Annotated in this window: 23 protein-coding genes; 12 read left to right on the top strand and 11 right to left on the bottom strand. The window is 59.9% G+C overall.

Features of this window, described 5'->3' with window-relative positions:
• Positions 1-49 precede the first annotated feature (49 nt).
• Positions 50-529, top strand: coding sequence for a MarR family winged helix-turn-helix transcriptional regulator (locus I6L47_RS10830; RefSeq protein WP_013723454.1), 480 nt, complete (start codon positions 50-52; stop codon positions 527-529).
• 71 nt (positions 530-600) lie between these two features.
• On the opposite strand, the gene I6L47_RS10835 is transcribed toward I6L47_RS10830, so the two are convergent.
• Positions 601-1,182, bottom strand: coding sequence for a YjaG family protein (locus I6L47_RS10835; RefSeq protein WP_021231718.1), 582 nt, complete (start codon positions 1,180-1,182; stop codon positions 601-603).
• Positions 1,183-1,344: 162 nt separating this feature from the next.
• Here I6L47_RS10835 and I6L47_RS10840 point away from each other — a divergent pair, with 162 nt between their 5' ends.
• Positions 1,345-2,289 (top strand): D-2-hydroxyacid dehydrogenase, encoded by a 945-nt coding sequence (locus I6L47_RS10840; RefSeq protein ID WP_216947400.1) that lies wholly within the window; start codon positions 1,345-1,347, stop codon positions 2,287-2,289.
• Between the two features lie 71 nt (positions 2,290-2,360).
• On the opposite strand, the gene mepM is transcribed toward I6L47_RS10840, so the two are convergent.
• A complete protein-coding gene (gene mepM, locus I6L47_RS10845; protein ID WP_005354854.1) occupies positions 2,361-3,698 on the bottom strand; it encodes a murein DD-endopeptidase MepM in 1,338 nt (445 codons plus the stop codon).
• Positions 3,699-3,958: 260 nt separating this feature from the next.
• Between mepM and I6L47_RS10850 the strand changes: the two genes are divergently transcribed.
• Both I6L47_RS10850 and I6L47_RS10855 read left to right on the top strand, forming a co-directional pair.
• Entirely contained in the window at positions 3,959-5,257 is a 1,299-nt protein-coding gene (locus I6L47_RS10850; protein ID WP_216947401.1) for a LapD/MoxY N-terminal periplasmic domain-containing protein, read from the top strand.
• Complete coding sequence (locus I6L47_RS10855; RefSeq protein WP_216947402.1) at positions 5,254-6,195, top strand: TAXI family TRAP transporter solute-binding subunit; 942 nt, start codon at positions 5,254-5,256, stop codon at positions 6,193-6,195. The genes I6L47_RS10850 and I6L47_RS10855 overlap by 4 nt, the downstream gene beginning before the upstream one ends.
• Here the strand turns inward: I6L47_RS10855 and I6L47_RS10860 are convergent.
• Both I6L47_RS10860 and znuA read right to left on the bottom strand, forming a co-directional pair.
• Positions 6,190-6,864, bottom strand: coding sequence for a transglutaminase-like cysteine peptidase (locus I6L47_RS10860; RefSeq protein ID WP_005335848.1), 675 nt, complete (start codon positions 6,862-6,864; stop codon positions 6,190-6,192). The two genes, I6L47_RS10855 and I6L47_RS10860, sit on opposite strands and share 6 nt — an antisense overlap.
• A gap of 67 nt (positions 6,865-6,931) precedes the next feature.
• Positions 6,932-7,864: a zinc ABC transporter substrate-binding protein ZnuA gene (gene znuA / locus I6L47_RS10865; protein ID WP_216947403.1), complete on the bottom strand. Its 933-nt coding sequence runs from the start codon at positions 7,862-7,864 to the stop codon at positions 6,932-6,934.
• A gap of 93 nt (positions 7,865-7,957) precedes the next feature.
• On the opposite strand from znuA, the gene znuC reads away from it, so the two are divergent.
• Together znuC and znuB are read left to right on the top strand one after the other, a co-directional pair.
• Positions 7,958-8,734, top strand: a complete 777-nt coding sequence (gene znuC / locus I6L47_RS10870; RefSeq protein ID WP_216947404.1) for a zinc ABC transporter ATP-binding protein ZnuC — start codon at positions 7,958-7,960, stop codon at positions 8,732-8,734.
• Positions 8,735-8,755: 21 nt separating this feature from the next.
• Positions 8,756-9,535 carry a zinc ABC transporter permease subunit ZnuB gene (gene znuB, locus I6L47_RS10875; protein WP_033115078.1) on the top strand — a complete coding sequence of 260 codons (780 nt, stop codon included), beginning with the start codon at positions 8,756-8,758 and terminating at the stop codon, positions 9,533-9,535.
• 7 nt (positions 9,536-9,542) lie between these two features.
• Here the strand turns inward: znuB and I6L47_RS10880 are convergent, their stop codons facing one another.
• Positions 9,543-10,433: a LysR substrate-binding domain-containing protein gene (locus tag I6L47_RS10880; RefSeq protein ID WP_216947405.1), complete on the bottom strand. Its 891-nt coding sequence runs from the start codon at positions 10,431-10,433 to the stop codon at positions 9,543-9,545.
• A gap of 91 nt (positions 10,434-10,524) precedes the next feature.
• Here I6L47_RS10880 and I6L47_RS10885 point away from each other — a divergent pair, with 91 nt between their 5' ends.
• The gene (locus tag I6L47_RS10885) at positions 10,525-11,382 is read left to right on the top strand and encodes a DMT family transporter (RefSeq protein ID WP_216947406.1); all 858 of its coding nucleotides are present in this window, start codon (positions 10,525-10,527) and stop codon (positions 11,380-11,382) included.
• A 4-nt stretch (positions 11,383-11,386) separates the two neighbouring features.
• Here I6L47_RS10885 and I6L47_RS10890 read toward each other — a convergent pair whose 3' ends face one another.
• Complete coding sequence (locus tag I6L47_RS10890; RefSeq protein WP_216947407.1) at positions 11,387-11,974, bottom strand: uracil-DNA glycosylase family protein; 588 nt, start codon at positions 11,972-11,974, stop codon at positions 11,387-11,389.
• Positions 11,975-12,073: 99 nt separating this feature from the next.
• On the opposite strand from I6L47_RS10890, the gene rarD reads away from it, so the two are divergent.
• A complete protein-coding gene (gene rarD / locus I6L47_RS10895; protein ID WP_106844071.1) occupies positions 12,074-12,964 on the top strand; it encodes an EamA family transporter RarD in 891 nt (296 codons plus the stop codon).
• Here rarD and I6L47_RS10900 read toward each other — a convergent pair.
• Positions 12,946-13,680, bottom strand: a complete 735-nt coding sequence (locus I6L47_RS10900) for an ABC transporter substrate-binding protein (RefSeq protein WP_108541231.1) — start codon at positions 13,678-13,680, stop codon at positions 12,946-12,948. The two genes, rarD and I6L47_RS10900, sit on opposite strands and share 19 nt — an antisense overlap.
• 44 nt (positions 13,681-13,724) lie before the next feature.
• Here I6L47_RS10900 and I6L47_RS10905 point away from each other — a divergent pair, with 44 nt between their 5' ends.
• Positions 13,725-14,069 (top strand): GIY-YIG nuclease family protein, encoded by a 345-nt coding sequence (locus I6L47_RS10905; protein ID WP_216947408.1) that lies wholly within the window; start codon positions 13,725-13,727, stop codon positions 14,067-14,069.
• A gap of 90 nt (positions 14,070-14,159) precedes the next feature.
• Here I6L47_RS10905 and pspG read toward each other — a convergent pair whose 3' ends face one another.
• The 4 genes from pspG to I6L47_RS10925 form a co-directional block, all read right to left on the bottom strand.
• The gene (gene pspG, locus I6L47_RS10910; protein WP_216947409.1) at positions 14,160-14,378 is read right to left on the bottom strand and encodes an envelope stress response protein PspG; all 219 of its coding nucleotides are present in this window, start codon (positions 14,376-14,378) and stop codon (positions 14,160-14,162) included.
• A 48-nt stretch (positions 14,379-14,426) separates the two neighbouring features.
• Entirely contained in the window at positions 14,427-14,633 is a 207-nt protein-coding gene (locus tag I6L47_RS10915) for a PspC domain-containing protein (RefSeq protein ID WP_005335873.1), read from the bottom strand.
• Positions 14,634-14,635: 2 nt separating this feature from the next.
• A complete protein-coding gene (pspA, locus tag I6L47_RS10920; protein ID WP_139461369.1) occupies positions 14,636-15,298 on the bottom strand; it encodes a phage shock protein PspA in 663 nt (220 codons plus the stop codon).
• Between the two features lie 209 nt (positions 15,299-15,507).
• Entirely contained in the window at positions 15,508-16,236 is a 729-nt protein-coding gene (locus I6L47_RS10925) for a 1-acylglycerol-3-phosphate O-acyltransferase (RefSeq protein WP_216947410.1), read from the bottom strand.
• 181 nt (positions 16,237-16,417) lie between these two features.
• On the opposite strand from I6L47_RS10925, the gene I6L47_RS10930 reads away from it, so the two are divergent.
• From I6L47_RS10930 to I6L47_RS10940, 3 genes are read left to right on the top strand one after another with little or no spacing between them, the layout of a single operon-like run.
• Positions 16,418-16,795, top strand: coding sequence for a hypothetical protein (locus I6L47_RS10930; protein ID WP_181222649.1), 378 nt, complete (start codon positions 16,418-16,420; stop codon positions 16,793-16,795).
• A 53-nt stretch (positions 16,796-16,848) separates the two neighbouring features.
• Entirely contained in the window at positions 16,849-18,891 is a 2,043-nt protein-coding gene (locus I6L47_RS10935; RefSeq protein ID WP_216947411.1) for a protein-disulfide reductase DsbD, read from the top strand.
• Between the two features lie 9 nt (positions 18,892-18,900).
• Entirely contained in the window at positions 18,901-19,644 is a 744-nt protein-coding gene (locus tag I6L47_RS10940) for a DsbA family protein (RefSeq protein WP_216947412.1), read from the top strand.

Raw genomic sequence — 19,644 nt, forward strand, 5'->3', positions numbered from 1 at the left:
AGGCGGAAAATTTTGCCCCTCTCCATAGCCCTCCAATGACGCACAGCCCATGGAAAAACATGATGAAGTGCTGGTCGCCCTGCGCCAGATTATTCGTGCCATCGACATGCACTCCAGGCGCTTGATCAAAGAAGCCGGGCTCACCTCTCCGCAACTTTTGCTGCTCAAGGGGATCGACGAGTTGGGACAGATCTCCATGCGCCAGCTGGCCGATCACACCAACATGAGCCAGGCCACCGCCACCACCATCATGGACCGATTGGAGAGCCGCCAACTGGTGCAGCGCGTTCGCAGCAATACCGACAAGCGCAAGGTTCACGCGACACTGACTGACGCAGGCCGCGCACTGCTGGCTCAGGCCCCGACCCCGCTGCAAGAGCGCTTTATCCAGCGTTTTCAGGCGCTGGAAGCGTGGGAGCAGACCCTGCTGCTCTCTTCCCTGCAACGCATCTCCTCCATGATGAATGCAGACGAAATCGACGCAGCCCCGGTGCTGAGCGTCAGACCCCTCACCGAAGAGCAGGCATAAGCTGCTGAACAATTTCAGGCATAAAAAAAGCTCCCGAACGGGAGCTTTGTTCTATCAGGGGTCGTAGAGGATTACTCTTCCAAGCTGATCCCGATATTGGAGACGCCATCCTGAGAGGCGAATGCTCTGATGGCCAGGATACGATCGCTGTCACGCTCATGGGCAACCCGCTTGAGCAGTTCAACCTGGAACTCCAGCTCAGCTTCCATGTACTCGTGCTCGTAGAGCTCCTCTTCGGTCAGATCCCGCTCTTCCAGCAGCTCGATAAAACCGGCCACGGTACCGACCGACGCATGGCTGGCATCGTTGGCCTCTTCGCCGACCCGGCAGATCACCGAGTTGTAGGCGCAGCCCAGCGCAACACAGGCATCAAGCGCCGGATAGGCACCGTAGGATTCAAACTTGCGGGGATCCGGAATGTGAGACTCGAACTCTTCGAGAATGGCCCCCAGATTGACCCGGGATCCCTTGACGGTGAGGTAGACCCACATCTGATCCAGCGCATGCCGGAAAGCGCCAGCATTGCCAAAACCGGAGGCCTGACAGAACAGGGCATAGTTGGGGTACATGCGCTCTGCCAGCGCCAGGGTGTAGACGGTCTGTTGCCAAGGCTGTAGCTCGGCCAGTCGCTTATAAAACTTGTCACCAAACACTGGAGTCGGATCCTTTGCAAAATGTGGGGCAGATTGTAGCCCACGAGGCGCGCGGCGAAAACGAAAAAGCGCCCTGGTCGGCTATGTTGCGATATGAAGTCAGGTAAGATGGGTCGAGAGCGGCATCTTGTTGCGCCGCAAATTCTGATAAGGAACAAGAGTATGAGCCAACGTACCCTTCTTTTGCTCAGCCAGGATAATGCTCACTACGAACGGCTGCTCAAGGCCGCCAATCTCCCCCATCTGCGCATTCTGCGAGCCGATAACCAGAGCGATGCCGAGAAGCTGATCGGCGAAGCCCATATTCTGATGGCCGAACCGGCCCGTGCCAAACCGCTGCTGCCCAAAGCCAACAAGCTGAGCTGGTTCCAGTCCACCTATGCGGGAGTCGATGTGCTGCTCGACCCTGACAGTCGCCGCGACTACCAGCTCACCAATGTGCGCGGCATCTTCGGCCCGCTGATGAGCGAGTATGTCTTTGGTCATCTGCTCAGCCTGATGCGCCAAATCCCCCTTTATCGGGAACAGCAGAAACAGCGACTGTGGCAAAGCCACCCCTATCAGGGCCTCAAGGGGCGCACCATGCTGATCCTGGGGACCGGCAGCATTGGTCAGCATATTGCCCACACCGGCAAACATTTTGGCATGAAGGTGCTGGGCATCAGCCGCAGCGGTCGGGAGCGGGCCGGGTTTGATCAGGTTTATCAGCTACCTGCGCTCAACAAGATGCTGGCGCAGGCCGATGTCATCGTCAGCGTGCTGCCAGCCACCCGCGATACCCGTCATCTGTTCAATGCCGCCCGCTTCGAACACTGCAAACCGGGCGCCATCCTGTTCAACGTCGGTCGTGGCAGCGCCGTGCACTCGGGCGATTTGCTCACCGCACTGCGTACCGGCAAGCTGGCGATGGCGGTGCTGGATGTGTTCGAGCAGGAGCCGCTGCCCGCCGACAGTCCATTGTGGGGCCAACCCAACCTCATCGTCACCCCCCACAACAGCGCCTACAGCTTCCCGGATGATGTGGCCCAGATCTTTGTGCGCAACTACATCCGCTTTATCGATGGCCAGCCACTGGATAGCAAAATCGACTTCGACAAGGGTTATTGACCGTCACTGCGCATGTAAAAAGGCCCCGCCAATCTGGCGGGGCCTTTCATTTCAGGCTGTGACGACAGGAATCAACCCGCTGCCAGCTCCTTGCGGTAGCTCTTCACCTTGGCAAGGAACTGACGACGCTCCTTGCCGCTGAGCGGTTCAGCCATCGGCAGCTTGGCGGTCATGGCATTGACCGGGCGGTTGTTGATCCGCAGCTCGTAGTGCAGGTGAGCACCGGTCGAGCGACCTGTGTTGCCGGAGAGGCCGATCTTGTCGCCCATCTTCACTCGCTGACCGGTTTTGACCAGCAGCTTGCTCAGGTGCAGATAACGGGTAGAGAGAGTACGGCCATGCTTGATGACGATATAGGTACCCGCCAGCGGGTGGCTGGTTGCCTTCTGGACGATACCATCGCCAGTCGCCAGCACTGGCGTGCCCACCGGCACCGCAAAGTCAGTGCCCTCGTGAGGACGCACCATACCGGTTACCGGATGTTTGCGCGCTGGGTTGAAGTTGGAGCTGATCCGATAGCGGCTGTGGGTCGGGTAGCGGCGGAATCCGCGCTCCAGACTGTTGCCCTGACCGTCGTAATAGTTGCCGTCATCGGAGAGCCAGGCCGATACCGTCTTGCCCTGGCTGGTCACTTCCACACCCAGCAGCTGGCTGTTACCAGTGCTCTTGCCTTCCACCGTCTCCTGGCGTACCAGCACTTTGAACTTGTCGCCCTTCTGAAGATCCTTGGCGAAATTCATTCGCCACTGGAACAGGTTGGCAATTTTCTGGATATGGTTGGCCGGAATCCCCGCATTGCGGGCACTGACATAGAAGCTGCCGTTGATCACGCCGTTGTAACGCTGCGGTTGCCACTCAACCTTCTCATTGATCATGGAGGCGGTATAGGCATCATCGCTGCGCGCCATCACCAGCGTCTGCTTGATGTTCAGGCGGATTTTGAGTTGCTGCAGGATGTTGTCCTGATCGATCAGCAGCTCGATATTCTGGCCCGGCTTGAGGCGCGCCAGATAGTTCTTGTTGTCCGCGTCCAGCACCTTGTAAAGGGTGGTGGTGGAGAGACCGAGATTGTTAAAAATGGCGGTCAGGTTTTCGCCGTTGCGGACCCGGTAATCCTGCCACTGGGGGGTGGTGTCAACCGGGATGTCGTCATCCGGCGCACTTTGATCAACCAGTTCGTGATCGGGGATTTCGTTAAAGTCGGTGTTGTTTTCGTTGGTTGCCGTACCTGCGGTATCAATGGGCAACTCAAGACGCAGCGGCCGCTCGAGGATGTCACCCGGAGCTGGCAATAATGCCACTGCTGACAGGGTCATGGCCGTCAGCATCAGCATGGCGTAAAAGTGTTTGCGGGGAACCGGTGGTTCCCAATTGGCAGCCTGTACTACCAAGGGACGGAGACGTTTCATCCGCTATCCTGTATTTAGATCTAAAGGGTGTGAGTTGCGATGTCAGTTGTGACAAAACCGTATAAAACTGTTTGTTGGACACAAATAGTTACAAATAGTTCATCACAATCTGCATGAACCTCACATTTTATGCATAACCCGCCCGGATGGGCAGAAATGATCGTCTTTTTTAACCATTTTTTCCTATTTTTAAGAACCGGGTCGGATTCGATACTGAATAGAAACCTGAAATGTTGCGATAACTTTTCCATGGAGTGGATATGTCGTTAGCAAAACTGTTAATCAGAATAATTGTCGTCCTGTTCCTGATCGGTGCAGCGCTGCTGTTTGCACTGGAAGTCACGACGGTCCGCCAATCCATCCTCGACCAGATGTCAGCCAACCTGGAAACCGCCATCACCGCTCTCGGGCTGGTGCTGCAAGGAACCCTGCTCAATGACGACAATGTGCTGGCCGAGACCATCGTCAATGCCATGTTCGATGGCGGCTTCGTCAGCTCGGTCACCTTGATCGATCCTGATGGCCAGTTGCTGTTTCAGAAGGTCTTCCACTCTACCCAGCAAAATGTCCCCGGCTGGCTTCCCTCGGTTATCGGCATGCCCCCCGTCAAAATTGAGCAAGAGTTGACCGATGGCTGGCGCATGCTGGGCACTCTGACCCTTGAGGGGCATAGCGGCTACGCCTATCAGCATCTGTGGAATGCCATCAGTCGCACCGGTCTGGCACTGCTGGCGGGCCTCGTCGTATTTACCCTGATCATCTCCCTGGTGTGCAAACGCCTGCTGCAGCCCCTGGAGCAGATCAACCTACAGCTGATCCGCATCCGCAAACACCAGTTCAACAGCACCCTGCCTACTCCTTGGTTGCAAGACCTCAAAGAAGTGGCACTTTCCATCAACCAATTGGTTTCCGAACGCAAACGGGATCTGCTGCAACAACGACTCAAAATCACCCAGCTGGGAAAACAGCTGCCACTGACGCCCCCACAGCCGCTGCAAGGAGTGAGCCCACTGCCGGAAGGCGGGCAACTGCAAAAATTTGTCTCCACACAAGGAGAGATCGCCCTCTATCAGCGTTTCTTGCCCAGTCAGCCCCTCGGTGCCGACAGCGATCTCGCAACCATCCAGAGCGCCCTGCAACAGTGGCAGCACTCTCATATAGAGGGGATCTTGCTGCCCCTCTCCCTGCTCAATCACCCGCAATGGTCCGAAATCGCCCCTCTGCTAAGCCAGGGGCGAGGAAAAACACTGGATTGGCGCTGGGATGTAGCCACATTCCCGGCCCATGGCCAAGCCACATTGGCTGCGTTGCAGGAACAGGGGTGTGAGCTCGCCTTCAGCGCCATTCCCCTCAATGCGGATACCTTCAATCAACTTGACCCGCTCAATCCCATTTTTATCAGCTGTCAGCTGACCGATGCGTCGCTCTACTGGAATCTGCTCTCCCAAACCATGCATGCCGCCGGTTATACCCTGCTGGCAGAATCGGGAGAGTGTCGCGACATCGACAAACTGCGGACCTGGGGTATCGATGGTTATGCCAAGGAGGCGCAATCATGAAAAAGCTCGCCATGCTGTTGCCCCTGCTGTGGCAACCCGGCCTGATGGCTGAAACCGTCACTATCGCCACCGGGGGTGAGCAGGGGATTTATCACCAGATAACCCAAGAGTTTTGCCGTCTGGCTCATGAGGTCGACGAACAACTTGCGTTCACACTGCAGAGCTCATCGGGTTCAATAGAAAACCTGACGCGGCTGAAGAGTGGCGAGACCGCCTACGCCATGGTGCAGTCAGACTGGCTGTATCAGGCAAGCCAGGGCTTGGGCCCTTTTACCACCCAGCCGCAACCTGAGCTGCGCGCCCTGTTTGCCACCCATGCCGAGCCCTTCACCATAGTGATCCGTGCCGATGGCGATATCACTTCACTGGAACAGCTCAAGCTTGCCCCCATCGACATGGGGTTGAAGAACTCGGGAACCCGCCAGACGGCCCTGGCCCTGTTCAACATCTTGGGAGCGAAAGAGCAGGATCTCGATCTAAAGAGCATGGCCAACCTGCCGGATGCGCTCTGCAGCAAGCAGATTGACGCATTTGCACTGGTGATGGGGCATCCCAACCGGATTGTGCTCAACACCGCCAAACGTTGCGCGGTCAGTTTCCTCCCCATCGATGGGGCCACCCGTGATCGGCTACTCAAGGGGGTCAAATATTACCAACGCAGTCAGGTGCCCGCCCGCATCTACCCCGGCAATCTGAAGGCGACCCCCACCTTTGCGATTGCCGCCACCCTAGTTACCAATGCCACCATGCCGGAAGAGTCTGTCTATCGTCTGACCAAGGCCATGCTGACCCAGCAGACCAAGTTCAATGAGCAGACTTATGGCTACGCCAATATGTTTCACCGGGCACGCAATAAAACCGGCCCGGTGCTGAGTGTTGAACAGCATCCGGGCGCGGCGAAATATTTCGAGGAGCTGAAAGCGGCGGGCAAGCTATAACTGACGACGGGGAGAGCGCAGTTGCTCGCTGGAGAAACGGGTCTTCATCGATGTCCACTGCGCCAACCGATCGGCACTCCCCGCCAGCGTCCCTTCCCGCCGTGACTTCATGATCCAGATGCTTTTGGCATCGAAACTGTAAACGGGAATGAGATCGGTACGCTTGCTGCCCGGCAGGATCCGGCTGTTGATGTTGTCGAGCACCAGTGGGTCAGCCTTGGGTGTCGGGAAGTAGAGCGTCACCATGTGGAACTGGTTGTAACGCACCGCCTTGACGTAGGCCAGTCGCAGCTTCTTCTCATCCACCCCCAGCTCCATCAGGGTGTAGTACTTGGAGATGCTGTAATCCTCGCAATCCCCACCCCGGGCGCCGATGAACTCCAGCGGATTGGCCCAGTAATCCTCATCTCCCCACAGCTTGGGATCCTCGCTATAGGTCAGATTGTTGAAGTAGTTATTCACCAGCTCGATCTTCTGCTGGTCGGTTGTACCCGCTCTGGGGGTGAGCAAGCGAGAAAATGCCTCGGCCCGCTGGATGGCCCTGCCACCATACACTTCCTGCAGCTTGGCCCGCAGGTCCGGACTGGCAATATATTCGGAAAGACGCGAAGCCTGCACGTTGGCGCAACATAGCGCCAGAGTACAGGCCGGGATCAACAACCATTTCATACCGGACACTCCATGTCAGATGCTGGAGGTCAGTATAGCCCCTCCGGATGAGAGGCTCAGCAGGCGATCAGCGACACTGGGCGAATGCGTCTGCCAGTTGCTGCATGAATTGGGGATAACCATCCGGGCCGAGCGGTACCTGTTCACCCACCTCATCAAGCAACAGCACCTTGGCACCGGTATTACGGGCAACCGATTCGATCACAGCCGGTGAGAATTGCGGCTCGGCATAAATGCAGCTCGCCTGCTTCTCTTCCAGTGCCTTGCGAATATCCACCAGGGTCTTGGCGCCCGGGCGACGCTCAGGGCTCACGGTAAAGTGACCCTTTGAACTCATGCCGTAGTGGCGTTCCCAGTAGCCATACGCCTCGTGGAAGACAAAGTACCCCTTCTCATTCACCGCCTTCATCTGGCCAGCAATCACCTTGTCTTTGGCATCCACCTTGGTATCAAATGCCGCGAGGTTGGCGTCATAGCGAGCCTGATTGGCCGGATCCAGCTTGCCCAATTCACTTGCGATCGCCTTGGCAATCACTTTGGCCTGCGTCGGGCCAAGCCAGATATGGGGATCGACCCCTTCGTGATGATGTCCCTCATGCCCTTCATCATGGTCACCGTGCTCGTGGGCGGCATGATCGTGATCATCATGGTCATGGGAGCCATGACTATCCTGAGTCGCGTAGTTGAACAACGGCATACCCTCAACCTGAGTCAGGGTCAGAGCATGGGGATAGTTAGCCAGCGGCTTGGCCATAAAACCTTCCAGCTCGGGGCCAACCCACACCACCAGATCGGCACTGTTGATGCTGCGAATATCGGACGGACGCAGGGAAAAATCGTGGGGAGAGGCACCGGTGGGCAGCAATACCTTGGGCTCGCTCACGCCGTCAGTGATCGCTGCTGCGATGAAGCCTAGCGGCTTGATGGTGGTCAGTACCTCAATGGCACGAACAGGCAAACTCACCGCCAGCAGGGCAGTGAAAAGCGCAATAATTCTCATTGGTGAATCTCGTCAGGGGGTGAGTATGTGATAATATAACAGCTGCTTTTTGTTATATTATAACTCTCACTGGCTGTAAACCCCGGAGTTGTCATGAGCCAATTGGTAGAGCTGAAAGAGGTCTCTCTCTCGTTTGATGGACGCTCTGTGCTCGACAAGGTCTCCTTTACCCTCAATAAAGGCAAAATCACCACGCTAGTCGGCCCCAACGGGGCAGGCAAGAGCACCCTGAGCAAGCTGGTGCTGGGTCTGCTCACGCCGGATTCGGGCAAGATCACCCGCAGACGCGACCTGAGAGTCGGCTATGTGCCCCAGCGCCTCTATCTGGATCCCACCTTGCCGCTGACGGTGCGTCGCTTCCTGCAACTGGGCAAAAATAGCCGCCTCTCCATCGAGGAAGCTCTAGCCCGGGTGGGCGCAGAGGGATTGCTGGAAAACCGGATGCAAAAACTCTCCGGCGGCGAGATGCAGCGGGTGCTGCTGGCCCGCGCCCTGCTGGTCAAGCCCGAGCTGCTGGTGCTGGACGAACCGGTGCAAGGGGTCGATATCACCGGCCAGATAGAGCTCTATGCCCTGATCGGCCAGCTCGCCGCCGAGTTCAATTGCGCCGTGCTGATGGTCTCCCACGACCTGCATCTGGTGATGGCCAGCACCCACGAGGTGATCTGCCTCAATCGCCACGTCTGCTGCCATGGCGAGCCGGAAAGCGTGGCCCGCCATCCCGAATTTGCCCGCCTGTTCGGGCGCCCGGAGCAGGAGGTGCTGGCGGTCTATACCCACCATCACCACTGCGACGGCGAACACCATCATCATGAACCGCAGGCCCCCGTCATCCGCCTGCCTTCTCGCAACAACGCTCACAGTAAATAGCGCAAGCAACAGGACATTCAAGTGGACAGCTTTCTGTTATACGCCCTCGCGGCCGGTCTCGGCATTGCCCTGCTGGCCGGCCCCCTAGGTAGCTTCGTGGTATGGCGCAAGATGGCCTACTTTGGCGACACCCTCTCCCACGCCTGCCTGTTCGGCATCGCGCTGGGCATCCTGCTGCAGGTCGATCTCACCCTGGCGGTGGTGGTCTGCTGCCTCGCCATGGCGATGCTGCTGGTGATCATGAGTCGCAACCAGCAGGTGGCCACCGATACCCTGCTCGGCATTCTGGCCCACAGCGCCCTGTCCCTCGGTCTGGTTACCTTGAGTTTTATGGATAACGTGCGGGTGGATCTGATGGCCTACCTGTTTGGCGACCTGCTCTCGGTACAACCGATGGATCTGCTCTGGATCTACGGCGGTGGTGCGCTGGTGCTGCTCACCCTGTGGCGGTTGTGGGATCCCCTGCTCTCCATGACCATCTCGGAAGAGCTGGCACGGGTAGAGGGGATCCGGGTCGATGTGCTGCGCTGCGTATTGATGCTGCTGATCGGGCTGGTGATCGCCGTGGCGATGAAGTTTGTCGGGGCGCTGATCATCACCTCCCTGCTGATCATTCCCGCCGCCACCGCCCGCCGTTTCAGCCAGACGCCGGAACAGATGGCCGGCTTTGCCGCGCTGATCGGCTGCCTCGCCGTACTCGGCGGGCTGACCCTCTCCTGGTATCAGGACACCCCGGCGGGCCCGTCAGTGGTGGTCTGTGCCACCAGCCTGTTTGTCCTAAGCCAGTTCAAGAAGGCTTGATACCACGCTAGAGCGGCATGCTCTGGCGTGTCTCCATCATCAGCCACTGGCGCAACCGGCTGATAGCGGGCTCATGGGCCCGTGAGCGCTTGCAGGTAAAGTAGAAGGCATCCCCCGTCTCCAGCTGGTGTACCGGCAAGGCCACCAGTTGGGGATCATCGGGCCGCAGCATGTAGTCATTCACAAATGCCACCCCCTGATCCCAGGCTGCCGCCTCCATCGCCAGCAGCACATGGCTGAAATGGTGCATCCGCGCCTCGTCCGGAATAACCAGCCCACCCGCCTTGGCCCAGCGCTGCCAATCCTCCCCCCGCGCCTTGTAGATGGACTGCACCGAAAGCAACGGCAGCTGCCAGATGGCCTCAGGCCACTCCCCGCTGATCTGCTGCAACAGGCGGCGACTACAGACCGGAAAGAGCCGCTCCTGATAGATAAGATCGTGACAGTAGCCTCGCCCGTGGGGTGAGACTGTGATAAAGCAGTCCGCCACTCTATCGGAGAGTTCGGGGTCTTCCGCCACCATCTCCAGACTCAAATCCAGCTCGGGGTAGAGCTGGCGCAATCCAGCCAACCGCGGGATCAGCCACTTCACCGCAAACGAGCTGTAGACCGCGAGGCGCAGCCGCATCTCGCCACCACCACGCAGCTGTTCGCTGCTCTGGGCAATCTGGCCGAGCCCGGCGGCAATTCCCTCGAAGTAGCTCTCCCCCTGTGGAGTCAACGAGAGCAGCCGACCCTGACGCAACAGCAAGCGCTCACCCAGAAAATCTTCCAGCAGGCGGATCTGGTGGCTGACCGCACTCTGGCTGACGTTCAGTTCAAGGGCGGCGCGGGAGAAGCTGAGCAGCCGGGCCACCACCTCGAAATATTGCACCGCACGCAGGGGAGGAAGCTTCATTATCTAAATATCTCATGAGTGGTCACTTTTTATCATTTTACTGGATATCAACCGGCACGCTACCCTCCGCTTATCTGAAGTGGGAGGTGGTATGAATGCAGTAGGGATCGGCATCCTTTATCTGGTGCTGGGCAATATGGTGGCAGTTTTTTCCGATGCGCTGGTCAAGGTGCTGGATCCGGATCAGCCCATCTTCCAGTTTGTCTTTTTCCGCCAGCTCTCGGCCGCCATTCTGCTGATGCCCTGGCTGCTCTGGTCATGGCGCCGCAACCCGCCGGTGGCCATCAAGTGGCACCTGCTGCGGGCCCATATTTGGGCGGTCGGCGTCTGCCTGATGGTGGTCGCCCTCACCCGCTTGCCGCTCGCCACAGCCAATGCCCTCTTCTATGCCGCCCCCCTGATGATGGTGCCGCTGGCGGTGTGGATGGCGGGGGAAGCGATCTCGCGCCAGAAGGTGCTGACCGCAGTCATCGGATTTATCGGGGTTTTGATCGTGCTGCGCCCGACTGAAGTGAACTGGGCCGCACTGGCGGCGCTCGGGGTGGCGCTGTCGATGGCGCTCAACAATCTGCTGATCAAGCGGATCCCGCTCAAGCAGCCCATCGCCCAGACCCTGTTTTTCACCAACGTGCTGAGCATGCCCTTCATTCTGGCGCTGGCATTATGGGAAGGGGGCAACTGGCAGTGGCAGATGTGGTGGCCCGCCTTCGGTTCTTCGGCGCTGATCATGGTCTATGCGGGCTTGTGCGTGGTGGCCTATCGCAAGGCGGAGGCGAGCAAGATCGCCTCGGCGGAGTACACCGGTCTGCTGATGGCGGTGGCCATCGGGGTATGGTTGTTTGACGAGCAGCCGGGCCTGCCGCTGCTGCTGGGCTGTATCTGCATCGTCCTGCCGCTTATCGCCATGGCCCGCTGCAAACCCAAACCGCTGGCCGAACCGGCGGTTTAAACGCTCAGGGTCGTTCCAGCAAAGGGGCGACCCTTTGCTGCAGATGGGGGACAATCTCATCCTCGAACCAGGGATTCTTCCTGAGCCAGAGGGTATTGCGCGGTGAAGGATGCGGCAACGGCAGCCAGCCGGGGCCATAGTCGGCCCAGCTGCGCACCGTTTCGGTGAGCGAACCCTTGGCTGCCCCCCGCAGATAGTAGGCTTGTGAATATTGGCCGATCAGCAGGGTCAGTTCGATATTGGGCAACAGCATCAATACCTTGTCGTGCCAGGTAGGCGCACATTCGGGGCGCGGTGGCAGATCGCCAGATTTTCCCCTGCCGGGATAGCAGAGCCCCATCGGCATGATGGCGATGCGGGATTCGTCGTAAAAGGTGGCCTTATCGACCCCGAGCCACTGACGCAGTCTGTCACCGGAGGGGTCATCCCACGGGATACCGCTGGCATGCACCCGGGTGCCGGGCGCCTGACCGATGATCAGCAAACGGGCACTCTCGGCCCCGCGGATCACCGGACGAGGCCCCAGCGGCAGATGAGCCTCGCACAGACGGCAGGCCCTGATTTGCTCAAACAACTTATCGATTCGCTGCATGACGTTGATAGTACCAGCATTTCCCTGTTTTCCCTCTTGTGGAAACAGGGCTCGCCCCCTACTATCGCCATGAATGTTTAATTTAATAAACGGACAATAATGAAAAACTGGCTAGGTACCGGTACCGCGACCCTCTCCTTCATCCTGTGGGGGATGCTGCCGCTCTATTATCAATTCATGCCCGAGGTCAACATGTGGGAGCTGATCTCCCACCGGGTGCTCTGGTCTGTGGTGCTGCTGGGCGCCCTGTTTTTGCTGCTTGGCCACCAGGTGCCGTGGGCACAACTGCGCAGTGAGCCGCGCCAGCTCGGCCTCATTCTGCTGGCGGGCCCCGTTATGTCCATCAGCTGGTGCATGTTCACCTGGTGCCTCACTACCGGGCAAGTGCTGACCACCAGCCTCGCCTTCTTTATGACCCCGCTGTTCAATATCGTATTCGCCGTCATCTTCCTCAAAGAGCGGCTCACCCCGCAAAAGCATCTGGCGGTGGCACTGGCGCTGGCAGGGCTCGCCTACATGCTGTTCTGCTACGGCCAGCTCCCCTGGTTCTCCCTCATCATGGGGGCCAACTTCGCCTGCTACGGCCTTATCAAGAAGAAGATCCACTACGACACCGGCACCAGCCTCTATCTGGAAGCCATGGTGCAGCTGCCCGTCGCGCTGATCATCATCGGCACGCTGGCATGGCACGGGGAAGGGGCATTCGTGAACGGAGATCTGGCCGACAAGCTGCTGCTGATGGGCAGTGCGCCCGCCACCCTGCTGCCGGTGGGACTGTTCTGCTACGCGGTGGCGAGAACCCGGATGAGCACTGTGGGGCTGCTGCAATATATCGAGCCCAGCCTCGCCTTCCTGCTCGCCATCTACTGGTTTGGTGAGGCGCCGGACCCCATCAAGGCAGTCGGTTTCGCCTTTGTCTGGGCAGGTCTGCTGGTGAGCCTGTTGCCACTGCATCGGCTCAAGCGCCGCCCTCAGGGCGTACCGCGATAGGACTCCAGCACCTTGTGCCAGCGGGGATCTCTGTCCATCTGCTCGGCGATGTCGTTGAGGGTGGCATGCAGCTCGGGACGGGATTTGGGCAGCAGGATATGGCGGGTATAGCTGGATTGGGGGAAGGGTGAGATAAACAGCTTGCCCTGATAGTGCTGTGAGTCGATGAAAAAGCCCAGCGATGAACCACTCACCAGCGTCACATCGATGCGGCCGCGCACCAGCAGCTCAAGATTGGTCTTCACCTTCTTGGCATCCTGACGCACCAGCTCCCCGCGGCCAGCCGCATCATCGATCCCCTGATAGCGGTAACCCTCCACCCCGCCAAACACCAACCCCTTGAGGGAGTCAGGCCCGCGATAGGTGACCGGGTTGTCGATGTTCGAGACCAGCTCGTTGGTGTCGCGCATCACCGGAAAGGTCCAGAGATAGCGCTCGCGATGGGGATCCCCCACCCAGGCCGGATTGACCCAGACCACCAGACCGTCAAAGTCGGGATCTGCCATCTCCAGCGCCAGCCGGGCGCGATTGACCAGCCAAAGCTCGATTCTGGGTTCACCCCCCAGCTTTTCATTGAGATACTTGACCAGCTCGCGGCTCAGCCCTGCATCCACTCCGGTGTTGAAGGGGGGATGCTGATGGTAATCGTAGAGACGGATCGTCTCCCCCAGAGCCGGGACCGACAACAGTAACCACAACCAAAACCAGACTCTCATCGCACCTCCTTGAGCTGCCTCTGAGTTTGGCACAGAGAATTTGAATGAGAGAACCCGCGACCACCACTCCAGCGCCGCAACCATCCGCCCCTTCCCGCTGGTCTGTCTATATGGTGCGCACCGCCACCGGCCTGCTCTATACCGGGATCAGCACGGATCCGCTGCGCCGCCTGCGCCAGCACCAGAGTGGCAAGGGCGCTCGCGCCCTGCGCGGCAAGGGGCCACTGACACTGGCGTGGCAACAGGAAGTCGGCGAGAAGGGGGTGGCTCTGCGCATCGAATATCGCCTCAAGCAGCAGCCGAAAACCTTCAAGGAGCAGCTGATCCACAGCCCGGCACTCTGGCAGAGCTGGAGCCCCCAGTGGTTACCCGCAGCCACCCAGCCTTGAGGACGACAGGCAAAAAAAGGCCACTCGATGAGTGGCCGGAAAGGGGAAATCAGGGAGCATCACACAACGTCTTGCACAACCTCAGGCGGGTTAGAGGTAGGTATTGGAACGCTTGTTGCGGTTACTGATCAGCCAGCAAACTGCCAGCACCAGCAACAACCAGGGGGCCAGCTTGATGATCAGAGCAAGCATGCCGCCCAGTGCCCCAAGCAGCACGAACAGGCCGCTCACCAGCAACATGGCTACCAGGGTAAAACCGGTCAGTGCCATGACCAGCAGCACCACCAGCAATATGAAAAATTCCAGCATAACTTGCTCCTTATCAGTACCTTGTCTGCCGGCTGATCAACCCTTCGGTCAATCCAGCCAGCGCTTCAATTCATAACGGGGCGGCATCACCAGCACCGCCAGCAGATAGGCGGCCAGTGCCAGCGGCGGCATCAGGATCAGGGCGAGCAGTGCCACCACCCGCACCGTGACTCTGGAGACCCCCAACCGCCTGGCAATACCGGCGCAGACCCCGGTCAGCTTGCGATGCACCAGATCCTTGGGCCAGGGGCTCATGTTTACACCTCCGCCTTCTGGCCTTTGAGGCGAGCCAGCTCGCGCTCGATCTCGTCATTGAGCTCCAGCTCGCGGAACTGGGCCTCCAGCGAGGGATTCTGCCCCAGAGTGGCCGCCTCCAGCTGGGCTTCCAGCTGATCGACCCGGCCCTGAAAACCGTCAAAGCGCGCCATCAGCTCATGCATACGCTGGTTGTCCACCTGAGCGCGGGCACGAATGCGGCTGTGGGCAGTCTGCTCGCGCAGGGTCAGCAGTTTCTGCTTCTCGCGCGCCTCGGTCAGCTTGGCCGCCAGCCGTTCGCTATCGGCGGTGAGCTGGGCCAGCACCTCGGCGACCCGGGCCTTGTCCTGCTCCAGCTGTTCACATTTTTTGACCTCCGCCAGCTTCTCGGTCAGCGCGGCACGGGCCAGATCCTCACGTCCCTTCTGGATGGCGAGCTCGGCCTTGGCCGACCACTCCAGGATCTGCGCCTGCAACACCTGCTGGTGACGCTCCAGCTGTTTCTGTTCGGCAATCACGCGGGCGGCCTGGGTACGCATCTCGACCTGCACCTGCTCCATCTCTTCGATCATCAGTCGCAGCATCTTCTCCGGCTCTTCACTCTTGTCGAGCAGGCTGTGCAGGTTGGCATTAATCACGTCGGTCAGGCGGCTGAATACGCTCATGGTCTGGCTCCTTGTTGATGGGATGGCTATCTCTTCCCATTGCATTACAAGAGCCGTGCCAAGAAAAATTATTGTTGTTTTACAGATAGATGGAATTTTACGGGGAAATTCAAGAAGAGTTTATTGGTGAGAATAGCCAACCAGGTGGTGATTTTTACCAACAAAAAAGGGAGCTTGTGGCTCCCTTGTCGATTCGTCTGCGCTATCCGTCAGGCGGCGTGGCTGTGGCCCAGCTTGCTGTCCAGTTCGTTCAGCTTGGCCTCCATCCGGGCGCGGCAGGTGTCGGAGAGATCGCGAATGCCGCTGGCACCATGCTCCTTGCTGCAGACCGGGGCCATCACTTCCACCAGCACTTCGCCGTTATCCCAGCGATTGAGGTCGACCTGACCGAAGTAGCTGGAGCAGACGATGGGCACCACGGGCACTTCAGCCTGTACCGCAGTGTGGAAAGCACCTGCCTTGAACGGCAGCAGGCCACGCCCCTGGGAGCGGGTCCCTTCCGGGAACATCCAGATGGAGGTACCACGGTTCTTGATGCGATCCACCACCTGACCTATGGTGCCGATGGCACGGGAGCGGTTGGAGCGGTCGATCAGCACGTTGCCGGAAAGCCAGAAGATAAGGCCGAACAGCGGCAACCAGAGCAGGCTCTTTTTGCCCACTGCCACCACGCCAGGCCGCACCGCACCGGTCACGGTGAAGATGTCGAAGTTGCTCTGGTGGTTGCAGACGTAGACCGCCGGGCCGACCGATTTGACCTCGTCGGCCACCGTCACCTTGACTCGCAGCCCGATCAGCGGGCAGACCGCGTGATACATGCGGGCGAAGACATAGACGTTGTTGGGATGGCGCGGACGAACCAGACAGAGCAGCAGGCCGAACAGGAACCAGAAAATGAGCAGCAGACCAAGCAGCAGCACACGGGCAATTTTGAGCATCGAACACCTCGAGTTTTAACTCGGCGCAGTATACTGATCCCCCTTTTAGCGAACAAGCGTTCGCCAAACAGAACCGACCACCCCGTCGCGCCACCCACAGTACTGCTCATCAATACGCCACCGACTTGCCCCACCCGCCATTGGTCGTTAGGATGGCCCCATCTTGATGGACGGGGCGAACATGATGTTGCAACAACGGGTAGCGAAACATCTCCTGCTGCTGGTCTGCCTGCTGGTGCTCAATTGTGCGGCCCAGCCGCTGGCCCGGCTTGCCCTGCTCGATCACGCCCTCAGCTGTCAGGCACTGCCCGTTCCAGGCTCGGCAACGGATCAAGAGGATGCCAAACCGGCCAGCCCGCAACCCACCAGCTGCCAGCTCAACGGCAAGTGGCTAAGCGCCGCCACCCTGCTCTGCGTCGAACAGCTTTTCTTTGCCGTGGCCGTGCTGATCGCCCTGCTGGCCCCCCTTTGGCACTACACACCGCCACTGCCCCCTCCCAGAGTCATCTCGCCGCCCGAGCGGCGTCTGCACCTCACCCTGTGCGTCTGGCGGGAATGAGTTCGGCAGCGTTCTTTCGTTAGCTGTCACTCAATTTTTGCGAGACCAAAAAGATGTCGAATCTCTTCAAGGCGGCCCTGCTACTGGGCGGTCTGCTGTGGCAATCCATGGGATTGGCCAGCGACACGGGCTGGCTCACCAGCCCACAGAATGATCACGCCCGGGTACGGCTGCAGGCCGACCGCAGCACGGCAGATCAGACCCGCATCCTGCTCGATGTGGAGCTGGAGTCGGGCTGGAAGACCTACTGGCACAGTCCGGGAGAAGGGGGCATTGCTCCCCAGATCCTGTGGGACGAGCCGGTCGGAGACTTTCAGTGGCGCTGGCCGGTGCCACGCCACTTCGAGGTAGCCGGGCTCAGCACCCAGGGTTATCAGGGGAATGTGACCTTCCCTCTGAGCCTCAACTACCCTGCCGGCCAATCGCTCAAGGGAACTCTGCGCCTATCGACCTGCAGCAACGTCTGCATCCTGACCGACTTCCCCTTCACCCTCGCGGTGGATGGGCGAGCGCCAGCCGGTTTCGACTTCGGCTGGGCCAAGGCCATCAGCAACCTGCCCCAGCCGCTGCCTGCTGAGACCCGGATCGAGCTCGGTTATCAGCACAACCAGCTGCAACTGCGCGCCGAGCGGGCAGAGGGCTGGCAATCACCAGCGCTCTTTATCGACGCTCTGGAGGGGGCCGAGTTTGGCAAACCGGCGCTTGAGGTTGAGGGCAACACCCTGATCGCCCGGGTACCGGTGAGCGACGGCTGGCAGGGGGATGCGCCGGATCTGCGCGGCCAATCCCTCGGCTTGCTGCTCACCAGTGGCGAACAGGCATGGCAGGGCAAGGGGACGATCGGCGCGCCGCTCGCGCTGCCCAACCAGAGTCATTCGCTGTTCTGGTTGCTGGGGGCGGCGCTGCTCGGCGGCTTGATCCTCAACCTGATGCCCTGCGTGCTGCCGGTGCTGGCGCTCAAGCTGGGAACTGTGTTGCAACATCAGGAGCGTGAACAGGGAGCGGTGCGCAAGCAGTTCCTCGCCGCCAGCGCCGGGATCATCGCCTCCTTCTGGGTGCTGGCCGCCATGAGCAGCCTGCTGCGCGCCACGCAAGGGGCCGTCGGCTGGGGCATCCAGTTCCAGAGCGCCGGTTTTATCGGCTTGATGGTGCTGGTCACCCTGCTGTTTTGCGCCAACCTGTTGGGGCTGTTCGAGATCCGCCTGCCCAGCGCCCTCAGCACCCGCCTTGCCACCAGCGGCGGCAACGGCCTCGGCGGTCACTTCCTGCAGGGGAGCTTCGCCACTCTGCTGGCGACCCCTTGCTCGGCACCGTTCCTCGGCACCGCGGTGGCCTTTGCGCTGGCGGCGCCACTCGGCCAGCTCTGGCTGATCTTCACCGCGCTCGGAATTGGCATGAGCCTACCCTGGCTGCTGGTGGCGGCCCTGCCACGGCTCGCCCTCTGGCTGCCGAAACCGGGGCGCTGGATGAACCATCTGCGCATCCTGCTCGGCCTGATGATGCTGGGCTCCAGCCTCTGGCTCACCAGCCTGCTCGACAACCATCTCGGCACTTATGCCACCGGCTGGCTGATGGTTGCCATGCTGCTGGCACTGCTGATTGGCATCATCTGGCGTTACGGCATCCGCGGCTTCACACTGGCGATCGCCCTCGCCGCCCTGATTGGCAGCCCCCTGCTGCTGAGCGGTACCTTTAGCGCGCAGGGCTCGGCCAACGTTGACAAGGTGGTCTGGCAACCGCTCTCCGAACGCGCCATCACAGATGCGCTGGCCCAGAACAAGCGGGTCTTTATCGATGTCACCGCCGACTGGTGCGTCACCTGCAAGGCCAACAAATACAACGTGTTGCTGCGCGATGAGGTGCAACAGGCCCTCTCGGCCCCCGATGTGGTGGCCCTGCGCGGCGACTGGAGCAAACCAAGCGACACCATCGCCGCCTTCCTGCGTAAGCGGGGCGCGGCTGCGGTTCCCTTCAACCAGATTTACGGCCCGGTGTTGCCGCAGGGGGTCACGCTGTCACCCCTGCTCGACAAGGACGATCTGCTGACCACATTGCACAAGGCTGGCCTGCTTCAGGCTGGCACCACCCGATTTTAAGGAGCAACCATGAAACCGACTCTGAGCGCCCTGACCCTGCTGGCCTCCCTTTCTGCGGCCCTGCTGGCTCCGGCCCTGCACGCCGCCCCCTTCACCCCGGAGCAGGAGGCCCGCATCAAGGAGCTGATCCGCGAGACCCTGATCGCCAACCCCAAGATCCTCGACGAGGCGGCCGAATCCTGGGAGAAGCAGAACGCGGCTGCCCAACAGGCGCAGCTTGGCAACTTCATCAAGGGCAACAAGGATGTGCTGTTCAACAGCCCAACCAGCCCGCGCCTCGGCGCCAGAAACCCCAAGCTGACGCTGGTGCTGTTCACCGACTACAACTGCGCCTACTGCAAGCAGTTCGATCCCCGGCTGACCAAGCTGCTCAAGGCCTATCCCGACGATCTGGGACTGGTGATCAAGCTACTGCCGTTCAAGGGGCAGAGTTCTGCCAAGGCGGCCCAGTACAGCCTGACCCTGTGGCAGCAGGATCCAGCCCGCTTCCTCGCCCTGCATGACAAGCTGATGAGCAAGCAGGGGATGCTGACCGAGGCGGATATCAACAAGGCGCTGGCGGCCACCGGCAACGTGGCGCTCAAGCCCGTGCCGAAGGCGACCGAAGAGCTGCGCAACAGCCTGCGTATCGGCACCATTCTGGGGGTGCAGGGCACACCGGCGACCCTGATCGGCAACCAGCTGGTGCCGGGCGCCGTTCCCTATGAGGAGCTGGAGCAGCTGGTGAAGGCCGAACTGGCCAAGCTGGGATAA

The sequence above is a fragment of the Aeromonas sp. FDAARGOS 1417 genome (assembly GCF_019046985.1).
Lineage (GTDB): Bacteria > Pseudomonadota > Gammaproteobacteria > Enterobacterales > Aeromonadaceae > Aeromonas > Aeromonas veronii.

What these genes read in the sequence shown, in the direction of transcription:
- I6L47_RS10830 (WP_013723454.1), top strand. Translation starts at nt 50, where the DNA reads ATGGAAAAACATGATGAAGTGCTGGTCGCCCTGCGCCAGATTATTCGT.
- I6L47_RS10840 (WP_216947400.1), top strand. Translation starts at nt 1,345, where the DNA reads ATGAGCCAACGTACCCTTCTTTTGCTCAGCCAGGATAATGCTCACTAC.
- mepM (WP_005354854.1), bottom strand. Translation starts at nt 3,698, where the DNA reads ATGAAACGTCTCCGTCCCTTGGTAGTACAGGCTGCCAATTGGGAACCA.
- I6L47_RS10850 (WP_216947401.1), top strand. Translation starts at nt 3,959, where the DNA reads ATGTCGTTAGCAAAACTGTTAATCAGAATAATTGTCGTCCTGTTCCTG.
- I6L47_RS10855 (WP_216947402.1), top strand. Translation starts at nt 5,254, where the DNA reads ATGAAAAAGCTCGCCATGCTGTTGCCCCTGCTGTGGCAACCCGGCCTG.
- I6L47_RS10860 (WP_005335848.1), bottom strand. Translation starts at nt 6,864, where the DNA reads ATGAAATGGTTGTTGATCCCGGCCTGTACTCTGGCGCTATGTTGCGCC.
- znuA (WP_216947403.1), bottom strand. Translation starts at nt 7,864, where the DNA reads ATGAGAATTATTGCGCTTTTCACTGCCCTGCTGGCGGTGAGTTTGCCT.
- znuC (WP_216947404.1), top strand. Translation starts at nt 7,958, where the DNA reads ATGAGCCAATTGGTAGAGCTGAAAGAGGTCTCTCTCTCGTTTGATGGA.
- I6L47_RS10880 (WP_216947405.1), bottom strand. Translation starts at nt 10,433, where the DNA reads ATGAAGCTTCCTCCCCTGCGTGCGGTGCAATATTTCGAGGTGGTGGCC.
- I6L47_RS10885 (WP_216947406.1), top strand. Translation starts at nt 10,525, where the DNA reads ATGAATGCAGTAGGGATCGGCATCCTTTATCTGGTGCTGGGCAATATG.
- I6L47_RS10890 (WP_216947407.1), bottom strand. Translation starts at nt 11,974, where the DNA reads ATGCAGCGAATCGATAAGTTGTTTGAGCAAATCAGGGCCTGCCGTCTG.
- rarD (WP_106844071.1), top strand. Translation starts at nt 12,074, where the DNA reads ATGAAAAACTGGCTAGGTACCGGTACCGCGACCCTCTCCTTCATCCTG.
- I6L47_RS10900 (WP_108541231.1), bottom strand. Translation starts at nt 13,680, where the DNA reads ATGAGAGTCTGGTTTTGGTTGTGGTTACTGTTGTCGGTCCCGGCTCTG.
- I6L47_RS10905 (WP_216947408.1), top strand. Translation starts at nt 13,725, where the DNA reads ATGAGAGAACCCGCGACCACCACTCCAGCGCCGCAACCATCCGCCCCT.
- pspG (WP_216947409.1), bottom strand. Translation starts at nt 14,378, where the DNA reads ATGCTGGAATTTTTCATATTGCTGGTGGTGCTGCTGGTCATGGCACTG.
- I6L47_RS10915 (WP_005335873.1), bottom strand. Translation starts at nt 14,633, where the DNA reads ATGAGCCCCTGGCCCAAGGATCTGGTGCATCGCAAGCTGACCGGGGTC.
- pspA (WP_139461369.1), bottom strand. Translation starts at nt 15,298, where the DNA reads ATGAGCGTATTCAGCCGCCTGACCGACGTGATTAATGCCAACCTGCAC.
- I6L47_RS10925 (WP_216947410.1), bottom strand. Translation starts at nt 16,236, where the DNA reads ATGCTCAAAATTGCCCGTGTGCTGCTGCTTGGTCTGCTGCTCATTTTC.
- I6L47_RS10930 (WP_181222649.1), top strand. Translation starts at nt 16,418, where the DNA reads ATGATGTTGCAACAACGGGTAGCGAAACATCTCCTGCTGCTGGTCTGC.
- I6L47_RS10935 (WP_216947411.1), top strand. Translation starts at nt 16,849, where the DNA reads ATGTCGAATCTCTTCAAGGCGGCCCTGCTACTGGGCGGTCTGCTGTGG.
- I6L47_RS10940 (WP_216947412.1), top strand. Translation starts at nt 18,901, where the DNA reads ATGAAACCGACTCTGAGCGCCCTGACCCTGCTGGCCTCCCTTTCTGCG.